This is a genomic window from Streptomyces sp. ISL-12 (assembly GCF_018614415.1).
Taxonomy (GTDB): Bacteria; Actinomycetota; Actinomycetes; order Streptomycetales; family Streptomycetaceae; genus Streptomyces.
Genome location: NZ_JAGGOO010000033.1, coordinates 51,921 through 68,231 on the forward strand (window position 1 = coordinate 51,921; position 16,311 = coordinate 68,231).

Annotated in this window: 13 protein-coding genes; 12 read left to right on the forward strand and 1 reads right to left on the reverse strand. The window is 71.8% G+C overall.

From position 1 onward, the window contains the following. Nucleotides 1-129 precede the first annotated feature (129 nt). From J7I94_RS10080 to J7I94_RS38980, 3 genes are all read left to right on the forward strand, one after another. Nucleotides 130-1,056 (forward strand): proline dehydrogenase family protein, encoded by a 927-nt coding sequence (locus J7I94_RS10080; protein ID WP_215166647.1) that lies wholly within the window; start codon nt 130-132, stop codon nt 1,054-1,056. Between the two features lie 47 nt (nt 1,057-1,103). After that, the gene (pruA, locus tag J7I94_RS10085; RefSeq protein WP_215166648.1) at nt 1,104-2,735 is read left to right on the forward strand and encodes an L-glutamate gamma-semialdehyde dehydrogenase; all 1,632 of its coding nucleotides are present in this window, start codon (nt 1,104-1,106) and stop codon (nt 2,733-2,735) included. A 252-nt stretch (nt 2,736-2,987) separates the two neighbouring features. Continuing rightward, nucleotides 2,988-3,119, forward strand: coding sequence for a hypothetical protein (locus J7I94_RS38980; RefSeq protein WP_285442520.1), 132 nt, complete (start codon nt 2,988-2,990; stop codon nt 3,117-3,119). 9 nt (nt 3,120-3,128) lie between these two features. Here the strand turns inward: J7I94_RS38980 and J7I94_RS10090 are convergent, their stop codons facing one another. Beyond that, entirely contained in the window at nt 3,129-4,694 is a 1,566-nt protein-coding gene (locus J7I94_RS10090; RefSeq protein WP_215166649.1) for a metallophosphoesterase family protein, read from the reverse strand. 132 nt (nt 4,695-4,826) lie between these two features. On the opposite strand from J7I94_RS10090, the gene J7I94_RS10095 reads away from it, so the two are divergent. The 9 genes from J7I94_RS10095 to J7I94_RS10135 all read left to right on the forward strand — a co-directional run bounded on the left by J7I94_RS10095 (nt 4,827) and on the right by J7I94_RS10135 (nt 16,164). Next, the gene (locus J7I94_RS10095; RefSeq protein WP_215166650.1) at nt 4,827-5,870 is read left to right on the forward strand and encodes a 3-isopropylmalate dehydrogenase; all 1,044 of its coding nucleotides are present in this window, start codon (nt 4,827-4,829) and stop codon (nt 5,868-5,870) included. A gap of 272 nt (nt 5,871-6,142) precedes the next feature. Further along, nucleotides 6,143-7,240, forward strand: a complete 1,098-nt coding sequence (locus tag J7I94_RS10100; protein WP_215166651.1) for a branched-chain amino acid aminotransferase — start codon at nt 6,143-6,145, stop codon at nt 7,238-7,240. A 144-nt stretch (nt 7,241-7,384) separates the two neighbouring features. Next, nucleotides 7,385-8,080, forward strand: coding sequence for an urease subunit gamma (gene ureA / locus J7I94_RS10105; protein WP_215166652.1), 696 nt, complete (start codon nt 7,385-7,387; stop codon nt 8,078-8,080). Further along, entirely contained in the window at nt 8,077-9,747 is a 1,671-nt protein-coding gene (locus J7I94_RS10110; protein ID WP_215166653.1) for an urease subunit alpha, read from the forward strand. Before ureA ends, J7I94_RS10110 begins: the two co-directional genes overlap by 4 nt. An 8-nt stretch (nt 9,748-9,755) precedes the next feature. Next, nucleotides 9,756-10,775, forward strand: a complete 1,020-nt coding sequence (locus tag J7I94_RS10115; RefSeq protein WP_215166654.1) for an agmatine/peptidylarginine deiminase — start codon at nt 9,756-9,758, stop codon at nt 10,773-10,775. 18 nt (nt 10,776-10,793) lie between these two features. Further along, a complete protein-coding gene (locus tag J7I94_RS10120; protein ID WP_215166655.1) occupies nt 10,794-11,426 on the forward strand; it encodes a TetR/AcrR family transcriptional regulator in 633 nt (210 codons plus the stop codon). 143 nt (nt 11,427-11,569) lie between these two features. Further along, complete coding sequence (locus J7I94_RS10125) at nt 11,570-12,814, forward strand: PD40 domain-containing protein (protein WP_215166656.1); 1,245 nt, start codon at nt 11,570-11,572, stop codon at nt 12,812-12,814. Between the two features lie 306 nt (nt 12,815-13,120). Further along, nucleotides 13,121-14,728 carry a citramalate synthase gene (cimA, locus tag J7I94_RS10130; protein WP_215166657.1) on the forward strand — a complete coding sequence of 536 codons (1,608 nt, stop codon included), beginning with the start codon at nt 13,121-13,123 and terminating at the stop codon, nt 14,726-14,728. 113 nt (nt 14,729-14,841) lie between these two features. Continuing rightward, complete coding sequence (locus J7I94_RS10135; RefSeq protein WP_215166658.1) at nt 14,842-16,164, forward strand: hypothetical protein; 1,323 nt, start codon at nt 14,842-14,844, stop codon at nt 16,162-16,164. Nucleotides 16,165-16,311 lie beyond the last annotated feature (147 nt).

Below are 16,311 nucleotides of genomic sequence, written 5' to 3' on the forward strand. Positions count from 1 at the left end.
GGTACGCCTTTCATACATGTGTCTGAGATCTGCGGCACGGATGCGTGACAGCTGTCGATGGCCCAGGATCGGAGCCATCCTTAGGTTTCACGGTGGCCGACCTTGTTGTTCCGTCAGTGGAGGTGCCCCGTGCTGGGTCCCGTGATTCTCGCCGCGTCGCGCAGCGATCGCATGCGCCGTCTGGTCTCGGCGGCCCCGGTGACCAAGCAGGTCGTCGACCGTTTCATCCCCGGCGAGGGCGTCGACGAGATCGTCCCGATCATCCGGGACCTCACGGCGAAGGGCCTGGAGCTGACGATGGACGTCGTCGGCGAGGACATCACCACGCCCGAGCAGGCCGCCGCCGCCCGCGACGCCTACCTGGAGCTGATCGACCGGCTCAAGCCGCTCGACCTCGGCACGCGCGCGGAGATGTCCGTGAAGCTGTCGATGTTCGGGCAGGCCCTGGCCGGCGGCCACGAGCTGGCACTCGCCAACGTCCGCCCGGTCGTCGAGGCGGCGGCGGAGATCGGCACCACGGTCACGCTCGACGCCGAGGACCACACCACCCTCGACTCGATGTTCGCCGTCCACGAGGAACTGCGGAAGGACTTCCCGGAGACCGGCTGCGTGATCCAGGCGTACCTGTTCCGCACCGAGGCCGACGCGCGCCGGCTCGCCGCGGCCGGCGCTCGCGTACGGTTGGTGAAGGGCGCCTACAAGGAGCCCGCCGAGGTCGCGTACCAGGACAAGCACGAGATCGACAAGGCGTACGTGCGCGTGCTGCGGACGCTGATGGACGGCGAGGGCTACCCGATGGTCGGGTCCCACGACCCGCGTCTGATCGCCATCGCCCAGGAGCTCGCCCACCGCGCCGGGCGAAAGCCCGACGAGTACGAGTTCCAGATGCTCTACGGCATCCGCGGCGACGAGCACCTGCGACTGGTCGCCGAGGGCCACCGCATGCGCGTCTACACCGCCTACGGCACGGACTGGTACGGCTACTTCATGAGGCGTCTGGCGGAGAAGCCGGCCAACCTCCGGTTCTTCGTCCGCTCGATGGTCACCAAGGGCTGAGCCCGCACCCGCTCGCACACCGTTCAAGTCAAGGAGTCACGAACAACATGGACGCTGTGACCCAGGTCCCCACCCCCGTCAACGAGCCGGTGCACGGCTACGCCCCCGGCTCGCCCGAGCGCGCCCGGCTGGAGGCCAAGCTCAAGGAACTGGCCGAGAACCCGATCGACCTGCCCTGCACCATCGGCGGCGAGAAGCGGATGGGCGGCGGCGACCGTTTCGACGTCGTGCAGCCGCACAACCACAAGGCGCGCCTGGGCACGTACGCGAACGCCACCCGGCAGGACGCCCAGGACGCGGTCGACGCCGCCCTCGCCGCGGCCCCCGCCTGGCGCGCGATGTCCTTCGACGACCGCGCGGCGATCATCCTGCGCGCCGCCGAGCTGCTGTCCGGCCCGTGGCGCGAGACGCTGGCCGCCTCCACCATGCTCGGCCAGTCCAAGACCGCCCAGCAGGCCGAGATCGACACGCCCTGCGAGCTGATCGACTTCTGGCGGTTCAACGTTTCCTACGCCCGCCAGATCCTGGCCCAGCAGCCCCCGGCCAACGCCCCCGGCGTCTGGAACCGCCTGGACCACCGCCCGCTGGAGGGCTTCGTCTACGCGATCACGCCGTTCAACTTCACGGCGATCGCCGCCAACCTGCCCACCGCCCCCGCCCTGATGGGCAACGTGGTGGTCTGGAAGCCGTCCCCGACGCAGACCCACGCCGCCGTGCTGATGATGGAGCTGCTGGAGGAGGCCGGGCTCCCCAAGGGCGTCATCAACCTCGTCACCGGTGACGGCCTGGAGGTCTCCGAGGTCGCCCTGAACCACCGCGACCTGGCCGGCATCCACTTCACCGGCTCGACCAAGACCTTCCAGCACCTGTGGAAGACGGTCGGCAACAACATCGAGAAGTACCGCACCTACCCGCGCCTGGTCGGCGAGACCGGCGGCAAGGACTTCGTCGTCGCCCACCCGAGCGCCGACCGCGCCGTACTGAAGACGGCTTTGACCCGCGGCGCCTTCGAGTACCAGGGCCAGAAGTGCTCCGCCACCTCCCGCGCCTACATCCCGGCGTCCATCTGGAACGCCGGCTTCAAGGAGGAGTTCGCGGCCGAGGTCGACGGCATCGCCATGGGTGACGTCACCGACCTGTCGAACTTCATCGGCGCCGTCATCGACGAGCGCGCCTTCGCCAAGAACAAGGCCGCCATCGACCGGGCCGCGGCCGACCCGGCGTGCACGATCGTCGCGGGCGGCACCTACGACGACTCGGTCGGGTACTTCGTCCGCCCGACCGTCATCGAGTGCACCGACCCGGAGAACGAGGTCTTCACCACCGAGTACTTCGGCCCGATCCTCGCCGTCCACGTCTACGACGACGAGAAGTACGACGAGACGCTGACGCAGATGGAGTCGGTGTCGGACTACGCGCTCACCGGCTCGGTCATCGCCAACGACCGTGCCGCCGCCGCGTACACGATGGAGAAGCTGCGCTACGCGGCCGGCAACTTCTACATCAACGACAAGTCGACCGGCGCCGTCGTCGGCCAGCAGCCCTTCGGCGGCGGCCGGGCCTCCGGCACCAACGACAAGGCCGGTGCCCCGCAGAACCTGATGCGCTGGACCCTGACCCGCGCCATCAAGGAGTCGCTGGTCTCCCCGACCGACTACCGCTACCCGCACATGGGCTGACGTCCCTCTGATACCGGACGGGCCAGGTCTCCCCCCGACCTGGCCCGTCCTCCGTCTCAGATAGTAGGAAGTCCGAGTAATTGTGGAGACAGGCGCGTGCTCCTCGCTTAGCTTTGTAGGAGCCGAACGTCTCGCTCGACCCAGCGAATGGCGGACGTGAGCCGGGCCCCGCGCAGGCGATCCCTGCGGTCCGACGCTCCCCGCCCCTTCCGGCCCGTCACATTCCTCCCGTGTGCCGAAGGAGCCGATCCCATGGCCGAGACGACCACCCGCCGCCGAGTCCGTCACGCCTCCCGTACCAGCGAGTCCGACCGGAAGAACGCCGCCGCAGCCCTGCAGCGCGCCCTCGACCGCCGGGACAACGGCGGCGCCACCGGCCACTGAGCCGGGCGGTCACCGCCCGCGCCGCACCTCGAAGTGGTCGACGCGGGTGCCCTCCGGCGTCAGCGCCGAGACCTTCAGCTTCGGCGCGGCGCCCGCCTGAGCCTCCACGCTGAGGAACGAGAAGCCCCGGTAGCGCACCCGCGACCACTGGACCGTCTCCGCCTTGCGGTCCCGGGACCGGGTCCAGCGGAAGCTGTCCACCGGCTCGTCGCGGGCGGTCCGCCCCTCGTGGCTCTCCGGCACGCCCGCCGGAAAGCCGTACAGCTCCTTGCCGCCGCCGCCCGCGGTGACGTACACGGTCCCGTCCCGGGTGGGGTCGGTCCACTCGCCGACCGGTACCGGGCGGCCCACCTCCCCGCCCTTGATCGCGTCGGTCCGCTCGTAGACGTGGTTGTGCCCGTTGATCACCAGGTCCACCTGGTGGCGGGCGAACAGCGGCACCCACTCGGCGCGCACGCCGCCGTCCGAGGCGTGCGTCGACGTCGAGTACGCGCAGTGGTGGAAGAAGACGACGACGAAGTCCACCTCCGGCGCCGCCCGCAGCTGGGCCAGCTTCCGCGCCAGCCAGCGCGTCTGCCGGCCCTCCGTGACGCCGAGGTTGGCCGGCAGTTCGTAGGACACGTCGTTGGCGTCGAGCGCCACGACGCCCACGTTGCCGTAGGTGAAGGAGTACACCCCCGGCGCCGTACGCGGGTCGAAACCGCTGTCCGGCAGGGAGAAACGGGCCAGTTGGCCGCCGTACCCGTCCGGCGAGTACCACGCCTCCATGTCGTGGTTGCCGGTCGTCACCATCCACGGCACCGAACGCGCCACCGGCTCCGTCTGCTTCAGGAACCGGTCCCACCGCGTGGCGTCGTACAGGTCCGACTTCTCGCCGCGGCCCTTGTCGTTGGCGTAGCAGATGTCCCCGGCGTGGAGGTGGAAGGCCGGGTCCTGGCGCAGCAGGACGCGGTTGTTGGCCACCGCCTCCGCGCCGACGCCCTGGTCGCCGAAGGCCGTGAAGGTGAAGCGCTCCGGTGCCGCGGGCGCCGTGCGGAATGAGGCGATCGTGGCGCGGTGGGCCGGCGCGGCCGGGTCGAAGCCCTCGTGGCCGACGCCGTAGTAGTACGTCGTGCCGGGCCGCAGGCCGTCCAGGGCCGCGTGCACGTAGTACTGCTCGGCCGCCGGGCGTACGCCGTCCAGGGCCGGAGTGGTCAGGTCACGCACCTCGGCCTCGAGGCGGCGGCCCAGCTCGTCGGGGCGCGGCCCGACCCGGACGAACGGCCGGCGCACCGCCAGCGGCACCTGCCAGGAGATCCGCATCTGCCGCATCGGATCCGCGCCGAACGCCAGATGACGGCCGAACGGCGCGACCACCGCCCCGGAGACGGCCGTCGAAGCGGCCGGTGACGCGGCCGGGGCGGACGCGGACCGGACGTCACGGCCGGAGCAGCCGGTCAGCAGCCCGCTCGCCACCGCCCCCGCCGTCACCAGCGTCCGGCGCCGGGAGAGCCGGGTGCGCAGATACTCGTACTGCTCCGCCATGCTCAGCCGGCGCGCCAGGTCCGCGCGGATGCCGAAGTCGGGGATGTCCATGCGGCCATTGATGCCCCGCGCGGGCCAACGCCCGCACCGCGCACGGGTGAACGGGGGTCGACGGATGGGCGTCGGATGTCCGTATGGCGGACGGTGCGTGTCATCCCATGGGACGGGGAGTAGGGTGCCCGCATGTCTCGCAGCATCGATCTCGCAGTCATCCCCGGCGACGGCATCGGCCAGGAGGTCGTGGCCGAAGGCCTGAAGGTCCTCTCCGCCGTCCTCCCGCAGGATGTGAAGCTGGAGACCAAGGAGTTCGACTTCGGCGCCCGGCGCTACCACGCCACCGGTGAGACCCTCACCGACGCCGACCTCGACGCGCTGAAGAAGCACGACGCCATCCTGCTCGGCGCCATCGGCGACCCGAGCGTCCCCTCCGGCGTCCTGGAGCGCGGCTTCCTGCTCAAGCTCCGCTTCGCCTTCGACCACCACGTCAACCTGCGCCCGAGCAAGCTGCTCCCGGGCGTCGAGACCCCGCTGGCCGGCCAGCCGGAGATCGACTTCGTGGTCGTCCGCGAGGGCACCGAGGGCCCGTACACCGGCAACGGCGGCACCATCCGCAAGGGCACGCCCCACGAGGTCGCCACCGAGGTGTCCGTCAACACCGCCTACGGTGTCGAGCGCGTCGTCCGCGACGCCTTCGCCCGCGCCCAGGCCCGCCCCCGCAAGAAGCTCACGCTGGTCCACAAGAACAACGTGCTGACCTTCGCGGGCCACCTGTGGACCAACATCTTCAACCAGGTGGCCGAGGAGTTCCCCGAGGTCACCACGGACTACATCCACGTCGACGCGGCCACCATCTACCTGGTGACCCAGCCCGAGCGCTTCGACGTGATCGTCACCGACAACCTCTTCGGCGACATCATCACCGACCTCGCCGCGGCCGTCTCCGGCGGCATCGGCGTCGCCGCCAGCGGGAACATCAACCCGTCCGGCGAGTACCCCTCGATGTTCGAGCCGGTCCACGGCTCCGCGCCCGACATCGCCGGCCAGGGCAAGGCCGACCCCAGCGCCACCGTGCTCTCCGTCGCCCTGCTGCTGCGCCACCTCGGCTACGAGGCCGAGGCGACCCGGATCGAGGAGGCGGTCGCGGCCGACCTCGGCGAGCGGGCGGGCAAGCCCGCGCGCTCCACCTCCGAGATCGGTGACGCCCTCGCCGTACGAGTAGCCGGCTGACCGGGCCGCGCACTCGAAACTGAAGCATTCGAAGCCGCCGGGTCCGGAAAACAAGGCACCCGGCGGCTTTCACCTGTCCCCGCGGGGTGCGACCATCGAAACCTGGGCCGCATTCACCCCGTTTCCTCCGCCGTTCTCTCGGTCGCCGGCCGCGCGCGATAATCGAACGCGGGGCCGCGACATGCGGGAATGCTCGGACGTCCTACCACTGGCCACTGGCAGTACGGGCGTGGACGCGGCCCGTCACGACAACCGGTGAAGGACAACAACCCATGACGACGCCCACGACGCCCACGATCGAGCTCAAGCCCTCCGCCAGTCCGCTCTCCGCCGCCGAGCGCGACGCGATACTGGCCAACCCGGGGTTCGGTCGCCACTTCACCGATCACATGGTGACGATCAAGTGGACCGAGGGCCGCGGCTGGCACGACGGCCGGCTCGTTCCCTACGCCCCGCTCTCCCTCGACCCGGCCACGATGGTCCTGCACTACGCGCAGGAGATCTTCGAGGGACTGAAGGCGTACCGCCGGCCCGACGGCTCCGTCGCCACCTTCCGGCCGGAGAAGAACGCCCGCCGCTTCCAGGCGTCCGCGCGTCGGCTCGGCATGCCCGAGCTGCCCGAGGAGGCGTTCATCGAGGCGTGCGACGCACTGGTCAGGCAGGACCGGGCGTGGGTCCCGGCGCACGGCGGCGAGGAGTCCCTCTACCTGCGCCCCTTCATGATCGCCACCGAGGTCGGCCTGGGCGTCAAGCCGGCCAACGAGTACCTCTTCATCGTCATCGCCTCCCCGGCCGGCGCCTACTTCCCGGGCGGCGTGAAGCCGGTCTCCATCTGGGTCTCCGAGGACCGCGTCCGCGCCGTCCCCGGCGGCATGGGCGACGCCAAGACCGGCGGCAACTACGCCGCCTCCCTGCTCGCCCAGGCCGAGGCCGCCAAGCAGGGCTGCGACCAGGTCTGCTACCTCGACGCCATCGAGCGCAAGTGGGTCGAGGAGCTGGGCGGTATGAACCTGTACTTCGTCTACGGCAACAAGATCATCACCCCCACGCTCACCGGCTCCATCCTGGAGGGCGTCACCCGCGACTCGCTCCTCACCGTCGCCCGTGACCTCGGCTACGAGGCCGAGGAGGGCCGGGTCTCCGTGGACCAGTGGCAGCGCGACTCCGAGAACGGCACCCTCACCGAGGTCTTCGCCTGCGGCACGGCGGCCGTGATCACGCCCGTCGGCACGGTCAAGCGGGCCGGTGCCCAGTGGCAGCAGGGCGGCGGCGAGCCCGGCGAGGTCACCATGCGGCTGCGCCGGGCCCTGCTGGACATCCAGCGCGGCACGGCCGAGGACACCCACGGCTGGATGCGCACGCTCGCCTGAGCCGGCAGCCGTACGGGGCCGCCTTGGACATCACGTCCGGGGCGACCCCCCTTTTTTTGTGTGCTGCTCAAACCATGAGCCTACGGCTATTGGGTGCCTCGGCATCTTGCTTTAGAGTGCTGCTCTAAGTGAGGAGGTGTACCCGTGCGACTGACCCCGACCGAACGTGACCGGCTGCTGCTGTTCTCGGCCGCCGAACTGGCCCGCGCCCGCAAGGCGCGCGGTCTGCGGCTGAACGTGCCGGAGGCGACCGCGCTGATCGCCGACACCGTCTGCGAGGCGGCCCGCGACGGCGCCCGGCTCGCCGAGGCCGTCGAACGCGCCCGGTCCGTCCTCGGCCCCGACGACGTCCTGCCGGGCGTCGCGGACGTGGTCACCGAGGTGCACGTCGAGGCGGTCTTCGACGACGGCTCCCGGCTCGCGGTGGTCACCGGCCCGATCGGCGGGGGCCTGGGGGAGGCGGCGCCGGGCGCGCTGCTGCCCGGACCGGAGCACACCGAGCCCCGGGCGGCGGTACGGATACCGGTCACCAACACCGCCACCGTGCCCGTCTCGGTCACCTCCCACTTCCACTTCTTCGAGGCCAACCCGCGCCTCGACTTCGACCGGGAGCGGGCCTACGGCATGCGGCTCGCCGTCCCCGCCGGGTCCTCGGTCCGCTTCGGCCCCGGCGAGCGCGTCGAGGTCGGGCTCGTCCCGATCGGCGGGGACCGGACCGTGACCGGGTTCGCCGGGCTGGTCGACGGGCCGCTGGACGCGCCGGGCGCGCGGGCCGAGGCCCTGCGCCGCGCCGCCGCCTGCGGATATCTGGGAGCCGGTCGTCCGGGAGCCGCCGAGTGAACCCGTACGAGTACGCCGCCACCCACGGCCCCCGGGCCGGCGACCGGCTCCGCCTCGGCGACTCGGGGCTGGTGATCCGGGTGGAGGCCGACGCGCAGCGGTACGGCGACGAGTTCCTGGCCGGGTTCGGCAAGACCGCCCGCGACGGACTGCACCTGAAGGCCGCCGCCGTCCGCGACACCTGCGACGTCGTGATCAGCAACGTCGTCGTGATCGACGCGGCACAGGGCATCCGGAAGGTGTCCATCGGCATCCGCGGGGGCCGGATCAGCGGCATCGGCCGGGCCGGGAACCCCGACACCCTCGACGGTGTGGACGTCGTCGTCGGCACCGGCACGACCATCGTCTCCGGCGAGGGACTCATCGCCACCGCCGGCGCCGTCGACACCCACGTCCACCTGCTCTCCCCGCGCGTCATGGAGGCGTCGCTCGCGTCCGGCGTCACCACGATCATCGGGCAGGAGTTCGGGCCGGTGTGGGGCGTCGGCGTCAACTCGCCCTGGGCGCTGCGGCACGCCTTCGCGGCGTTCGACGCCTGGCCGGTGAACATCGGCTTCCTGGCCCGCGGCTCCTCCTCCCACCCGGCGCCGCTCACCGAGGCACTCGCCGCGGGCGGCGCCTCCGGCTTCAAGGTCCACGAGGACATGGGCGCCCACACCCGCGCCCTGGACACCGCGCTGCGCGTCGCCGAGGAGCACGACGTCCAGGTCGCCCTGCACAGCGACGGCCTGAACGAGTGCCTGTCCGTGGAGGACACGCTCAGGGTGCTGGAAGGCCGCACCGTCCACGCCTTCCACATCGAGGGCTGCGGCGGCGGACACGTCCCCAACGTCCTGAAGATGGCCGGCGTCCCGAACGTCATCGGCTCCTCCACCAACCCCACCCTGCCCTTCGGCCGGGACGCGGTCGCCGAGCACTACGGCATGATCGTCTCCGTCCACGACCTCAAGACCGACCTGCCGGGCGACGCCGCGATGGCCCGCGACCGCATCCGCGCCTCGACGATGGGCGCCGAGGACGTGCTGCACGACCTGGGCGCGATCGGCATCACCTCCTCCGACGCGCAGGGCATGGGCCGGGCCGGCGAGACGGTCCGCCGTACCTTCGCGATGGCCGGGAAGATGAAGGCCGAGTGCGGTGCGGACGGCGACGACGACAACGAGCGCGTCCTGCGGTACATCGCCAAGCTGACCATCAACCCGGCGATCGCCCACGGCCTCGCCCACGAGGTCGGCTCGATCGAGACCGGCAAACTCGCCGACCTCGTGCTGTGGCGCCCGGAGTACTTCGGCGCCAAACCGCAGCTCGTCCTCAAGTCCGGCTTCCCGGCGTACGGCGTCACCGGCGACCCCAACGCGGCCACCGACACCTGCGAACCCCTCGTCCTGGGCCCGCAGTTCGGCGCCCACGGCGCCACGCCCGCCGAACTGTCCGTGGCCTTCGTCGCGCCGCCCGCCCTCGACCAGGGCAACGACACCATGCCCACCCGCCGGCGCCGGGTCGCCGTACGCGGCACCCGCGGCATCGGCCCCGCCGACCTGCGCCTGAACACCCGTACCGGACAGGTCGACGTCGACCAGCGCACCGGCCTGGTCACCCTCGACGGCGACCCGGTCCGCTCGGCACCGGCCGATTCCGTCTCCCTCAACCGCCTGTACTTCCTCTAGGACCGCCGATGACCTTCCGCATGCCCCCCGAATGGGCCCCGCACGAACGCACCTGGATGGCGTGGCCCGGCCCCAACCCGACGTTCGGTGACGCCGCCGAGCTGGCCGGGGCCCGCGCCGCCTGGGCGTCGGTGGCCCGTGCCGTACGCCGCTTCGAACCGGTGACGATGGTGCACGGCCCCGGCCAGGGCGAGGGGGCGCGCGAACTGCTCGGCCCCGGCATCGACCTGGTCGAACGCCCCCTGGACGACGCGTGGATGCGCGACATCGGCCCGACCTTCGTCACCGACGGGACGGGCGGGCTGGCCGCCGTGGACTGGGTGTTCAACGGCTGGGGCGCCCAGGACTGGGCCCGCTGGGACCACGACCGCGACATCGCCCGCCAGGTCGCCGGGCTGGCCGGGGCACCGGTCCTGAGCAGCACGCTCGTCAACGAGGGCGGCGCGATCCACGTCGACGGCGAGGGCACGGTCCTGCTGACCGACACCGTCCAGCTCGGCGCCGGCCGCAACCCCGGCTGGACCCGCGCCGAGGTCGAGGCGGAGATCCACGCCAAGCTCGGCACCAGCAAGGCGATCTGGCTCCCGCACGGCCTGACCGCCGACTACGGCACCTACGGCACCCAGGGCCACGTCGACATCGTCGCGGCCTTCGCCCGGCCGGGCACCGTCCTCGTCCACACCCAGCGCGACCCGGCCCACCCCGACCACGCCCGCTCGCGGACCCACCTGGAGACACTGCGCGGCCGGACCGACGCGCGAGGCCGCCGCCTGGAGGTCGTCGAGGTCCCCGCCCCGGCCGTCCTCAAGGACGAGAACGGCGACTGGGTCGACTACTCGTACATCAACCACTACCTGTGCAACGGCGGCGTGGTCCTCTGCGCCTTCGACGACCCGAACGACGCACCCGCCGCGGACCTCTTCCGCCGCCTGTTCCCCGAACGCACGGTGACACAGGTGGACGCCCGTACGATCTTCGCGAACGGTGGAGGCATCCACTGCGTCACGCAACAGCAGCCGAGGGTCTGACGGAGCGAGGAGTCGGGGATGGCAGGGGCGGCAGGCGCTGCAGGCGCGGCCAGGGCGCGGAAGAACGCCCCGCCGCGCGAGGACGTCCTCGCCACCGCCATGGAGATGATCGCCGCACGCGGCCTGGAGAAACTGACCATGGCGGCGCTCGGCCGCGAGGTCGGCATGAGCAGCGGCCACCTCCTCTACTACTTCCGCACCAAGGACGAACTGCTGCTGCGCACCCTGGAGTGGAGCGAGGGCCGCCTCGGCGCCGAGCGTGCCCGGCTGCTCGCCGCGTCCGGCCCGGCCCGCGCACGCCTCGACGCCTATGTGGAGCTGTACCTCCCCGACGGCCACCGCGACCCGCACTGGACGCTGTGGCTGGAGGTGTGGAACCGCTCGCAGAACGCCGCCGCCGACTCGGACGCCCGCGACCGGCAGGCCGCCATCGAGGGCGCCTGGCACCGCGACCTGGCCGCCCTGCTGGCGGAGGGCGTCTCGCGGGGCGAGTTCCGCGCCGTCGACCCCGACCGGTTCGCCACCCGCCTGCGCGCCCTGCTGGACGGCTTCGCCATCAACGTGGCGATCGGCCTGCGGGGGAGCGGGAGGGCGGAGGCCCTCGGCCACGTACGGGAGTTCCTGGCCGAGGGCCTGCTCGCGGACGTCTGATCTCGCGTCCGGGTTGTACGCAATACGGGTGATTGACCCCGGGTCGTGCGATGCGTTTGGCTGCTGGGCAGCCCTCGGCGCGGGGCCGGGGGAGCGAAGCCCACAGGGCAACGGGGGGAATCGTGCGCAGAAGAACGTGCGGGGTGTCCGTCGCGGTACTCGCGGGGATCATGGTCGCGACCTCGACCTCGACCTCCGCCTCGGCGGCACCGGCGCCGGGCACCGAGCGGGTCACGCTGACGGCGGCGGGCGAGCAGGCCGACGGCGACGCCCACGGACCGGAGGTCAGCGCCGACGGACGGTTCGCGGTCTTCTCGGCGTACGCCGGGAACCTGGTGCCCGGCGACACCAACGGGCACGGGGACGTGTTCGTACGTCACCTGCGCACGGGAACCGTCGAGCGGGTCAGCGTCGGGGCGGGCGGCGCACAGGCCGACGGGGAGTCCTCGGCCCTCGGCATCAGCGCCGACGGCCGCTACGTCCTGTTCCGCTCCAACGCCCGGAACCTGGTCGCCTGGGACACCCCGCCCACCGACGACATCTACCTCCACGACCGCCGCACCCACCGCACCGAGCGGATCAGCGTGGCCCCCGACGGGGGATCGGCCCTCGCGGGCGGCGCCGCCCTGTCCGCCGACGCCCGGTACGTCGCCTTCAACGCCAAGGCGGACCGGATGGAGACCGACCCCGGCGAGCTGTTCGGCGCCGTGTACGTCCTCGACCGGCGTACCGGCACCGTGGAGCGGGTCAGCAACCGCACCAGCCCGACCGTCCCGGCGGTCCTCCAGGGCATCAGCGCCGACGGCCGGCGGGTGGCGTACGCACAGCCAGTGCCGCGCAGTGGGTACGGCGTCACCTGGGTACACGACCGCCGCACCGGCATCGAGGAACGGGTCAACGTCCGGCCGGACGGCACCCCGGACCCCTGGTACGCGATGCCCGCCTCGCTCTCCGCGGACGGCCGCGTCATCGCCTTCACCTCCTCCAGCGAGGACCTGGTGCCGGGCGGCGAGGCGGGCGACAGCCACCTCTACGTCCGCGACCTCGACACGGACGTCACCCGCCGGGTGGCTCCCGGCCCCGCCGGGGAGAGCCTGCCGCAGGCACCGCACCTCAGCCCGGACGGCCGGTACCTGGCCTACGAGGCCGCGCCCCGCCGGACCGACGGACTGCTCGGGCCGGACAACGTCTACCTGCGCGACCTGCGCACCGGCTCCACCCGCCTGGTCAGCGAGTCCGTCGACGGCGGGCCGGTCACGGACGCCGCCGTGACGGTCCACTCGGTGAGCGCGCAGGCCCGGAGCGTCGGCCTCGGCAGCCACTCGGCCCAGCTCGTCCCCGACGACACCAACGGGTTCTCCGACGGCTTCGTCCGCCACCTGCGCTGACCTGCGCCGCGCTCGCATCCTGAGACGGACGGTGAGCGCGGGGGCGGGTTGTGCCAGACTGCCCCCGTGCTCTCGTTCGCCATGATTATTGGCAGCAGGCGCGCCGGTCCGCAGTGACCGCCACGTACGACCAGGTACGGGCGGACACCGTCGTCCTCGACCCGCGCGCAGACCTCTCGCACCCGCGAGGGGTTTTTCTGTTTCCTGGCCCACCCCAAGCCGGGAAGAGAGCGCGGGGGATCATAGACGGACGGTGGAACCGGTCATTCCGGTAGACCGAGATCCCATACAGGAGCCCTGAAGATCATGACCGCACCCAGCGAGCTGCTCGACGATTCGTTCCACGTCTTCGACACCACCCTGCGCGACGGCGCGCAGCGCGAGGGCATCAACCTCACCGTCGCGGACAAGCTGGCCATCGCCCGGCACCTGGACGACTACGGCGTGGGTTTCATCGAGGGCGGCTGGCCCGGCGCCAATCCGCGGGACACCGAGTTCTTCGCGCGCGCCGCCAAGGAGATCGACTTCCGGCACGCCCAGCTCGTCGCCTTCGGCTCCACCCGCCGCGCCGGCACCACCGCGGCCGAGGACCCGCAGGTCAGGGCGCTCCTCGAATCCGGCGCCGGGGTGATCTGCCTGGTCGCGAAATCCCATGACCGGCACGTCGAACTCGCCCTGCGCACCACCCTGGACGAGAACCTGGCGATGATCCGCGACACGGTCTCCTTCCTGCGGCACCAGGGCCGCCGGGTCTTCCTGGACTGCGAGCACTTCTTCGACGGCTACCGCGCCAACCCCCAGTACGCGAAGGACGTCGTCCGCGCGGCCTCGGAGGCCGGCGCCGACGTCGTCATCCTCTGCGACACCAACGGCGGCATGCTCCCCGCGCAGATCCAGGCCGTGGTCGCCACCGTGCTGGCCGACACCGGTGCCCGGCTCGGCATCCACGCCCAGGACGACACCGGCTGCGCGGTCGCCAACACCCTCGCCGCCGTCGACGCGGGCGCCACGCATGTGCAGTGCACGGCCAACGGGTACGGCGAGCGGGTCGGCAACGCCAACCTGTTCCCGGTGGTCGCGGCCCTGGAGCTGAAGTACGGCAAGCGGGTCCTGCCCGAGGGCAGGCTGCGGGAGACCACCCGGATCTCGCACGCCATCGCCGAGGTCGTCAACCTCACCCCCTCCACCCACCAGCCCTACGTCGGCGTCTCCGCCTTCGCCCACAAGGCCGGCCTGCACGCCTCCGCCATCAAGGTCGACCCGGACCTGTACCAGCACACCGACCCCGCGCTGGTCGGCAACGCCATGCGGATGCTGGTCTCCGACATGGCGGGCCGCGCCTCCATCGAGCTGAAGGGCAAGGAACTCGGCATCGACCTCGGCGGCGACCGGGAACTGGTCGGCCGGGTCGTGGAGCGCGTCAAGGAACGCGAACTGAAGGGGTACACGTACGAGGCCGCCGACGCCTCGTTCGAACTGCTGCTGCGGGCGGAGGTCGAGGGCGCTCCGCTGAAGTACTTCTCCGTCGAGTCCTGGCGCGCGATCGTCGAGGACCGGCCCGACGGCAGCCACGCCAACGAGGCGACGGTGAAGCTCTGGGCCAAGGGGGAGCGCATCGTCGCCACGGCGGAGGGCAACGGTCCGGTCAACGCCCTGGACCGGGCGCTGCGGGTCGCGCTGGAACGGATCTACCCGCAGCTCGCCAAGCTGGAACTGGTCGACTACAAGGTCCGCATCCTGGAGGGCGTCCACGGAACCGAGTCCACCACCCGCGTCCTGATCGCCACGAGCGACGGTGCGGGTGAGTGGTCGACGGTGGGTGTCGCGGAGAACGTCATCGCCGCGTCGTGGCAGGCGCTGGAGGACGCGTACACGTACGGGCTGCTGCGGGCGGGGGCCGTTCCCGCCGAGTGAGAGGTGGGGAGTGAGGAGTGAGTCCGAGGCGGGCGGAAGGGGCTCCGGTCGGTGGTCGAGAGAGGTGTCCCTTCCGTTCCGTTTGGGGCGGTTTTTAAGGTACTTTCGAACGTATGAGGCTCGCACTGGTGCGCATGCTCGTACGTGTTCTGATCGTGCCGGTCGCCGCTGTGATGGCGGCGTTGTCGGTGGGGGTGTGGGGTGCGTCGGAGGCGCACGCGGCCACGGATGTCACGGAGATCGCGGAGGCGTTGCGCGAGAGTCCCGTGTACGTGGACCCGGCCGCCTCCGACCAGCTCTCCGACGCGGACGCGGAGGCGCTCGCCGACAAGATCGAGGATGCGGACAAACCGATCTTCGTGGCGGTGCTGCCGGCGGACCAGCCGACGACCGAGATCTTCCGGGATCTGCGCACCGAGACCGGCGTGACCGGGCTCTACGGCATCCGGCTCGGTGACCGCTTCGACGCGCGGGCCGACAGCAGCGTGATGAGCCGGCAGGCTGTGTCCAACCTGGTCGCGGCGGTGCAGGACGCGGGAGACGCCAAGGCGCAGCTGAACGACTTCGTGGACGACGCGCTGCGGAACACGGGCGGCGCGGCGCCGAGCGGCTGGAGCGAGGGTTCCGGGGACGGCGTGCCGGTGGGCGGGCTGATCGCCACGGGTGCGGTGCTGGCTGTCGGCGGGGCCGGGGTCTACGCGCTGTCGCGGCGCAACCGGCGGCGGCACGAGGAGGAGCAGCGGGCCGCGCTGGAGAAGCTGCGGGTGGTGGTGGACGAGGACATCACGGCGTTCGGTGAGGAACTGGACCGGTTGGACTTCCATCCCGGCGAGCCGGGCGCGGATGACGCGATGCGGGCCGATTACGAACGGGCGCTGGACGCGTACGACCGGTCCAAGACGTTCATGGCCGACGCGCGTCGTCCGGAGGATGTGCGGGCCGTGACGCAGGCGGTGGAGGACGGGCGGTTCGCGCTCGCGCAGCTGGCCGCGCGGCGGGAGGGGCGGCCGTTGCCGGACCGGCGTCCGCCGTGCTTCTTCGATCCCCGGCATGGTCCGTCGGTGGCCGATGCGGCGTGGACCCCGCTGGGTGGGGCGACGCGGGAGGTGCCGGTGTGCGCGGCGGACCAGGCTCGGTTGGCGGACGGGCTGGAGCCGGTGGTGCGTGAGGTGGAGACGGAGGGTGGGCGGCGGCCGTACTGGGAGGCGGGACCTGCGTACGGGCCGTGGGCGGGTGGTTACTTCGGGGGCGGGATGCTGCCGGGGCTGCTGGTCGGGACGATGCTCGGGAGCATGATGGCGACGCCGGCGTATGCCGCTGATTACGGGGCCGGGTACGGGGACTTCGGCGGTGGCGGTGTCGGTGGCGGTGGGTACGAGGGTGGTGACGTCTCTGGGGCCGACTTCAACTCCGACGACTTCGGGGGTGGCTTCTGAGGGAGTGGGGTGGCTGTGGGGCCGCCCGCTTCTTTGGCAGTGTCGTGCTTCCACGCCCCGAGTAAAGGGCGCTTCGCGTCGCCTTCGGCGATGGCCCTGCGGGCCACCCTTGACTCGGGGCGCTCCAGCACGGGGGAGAAGCGAGCG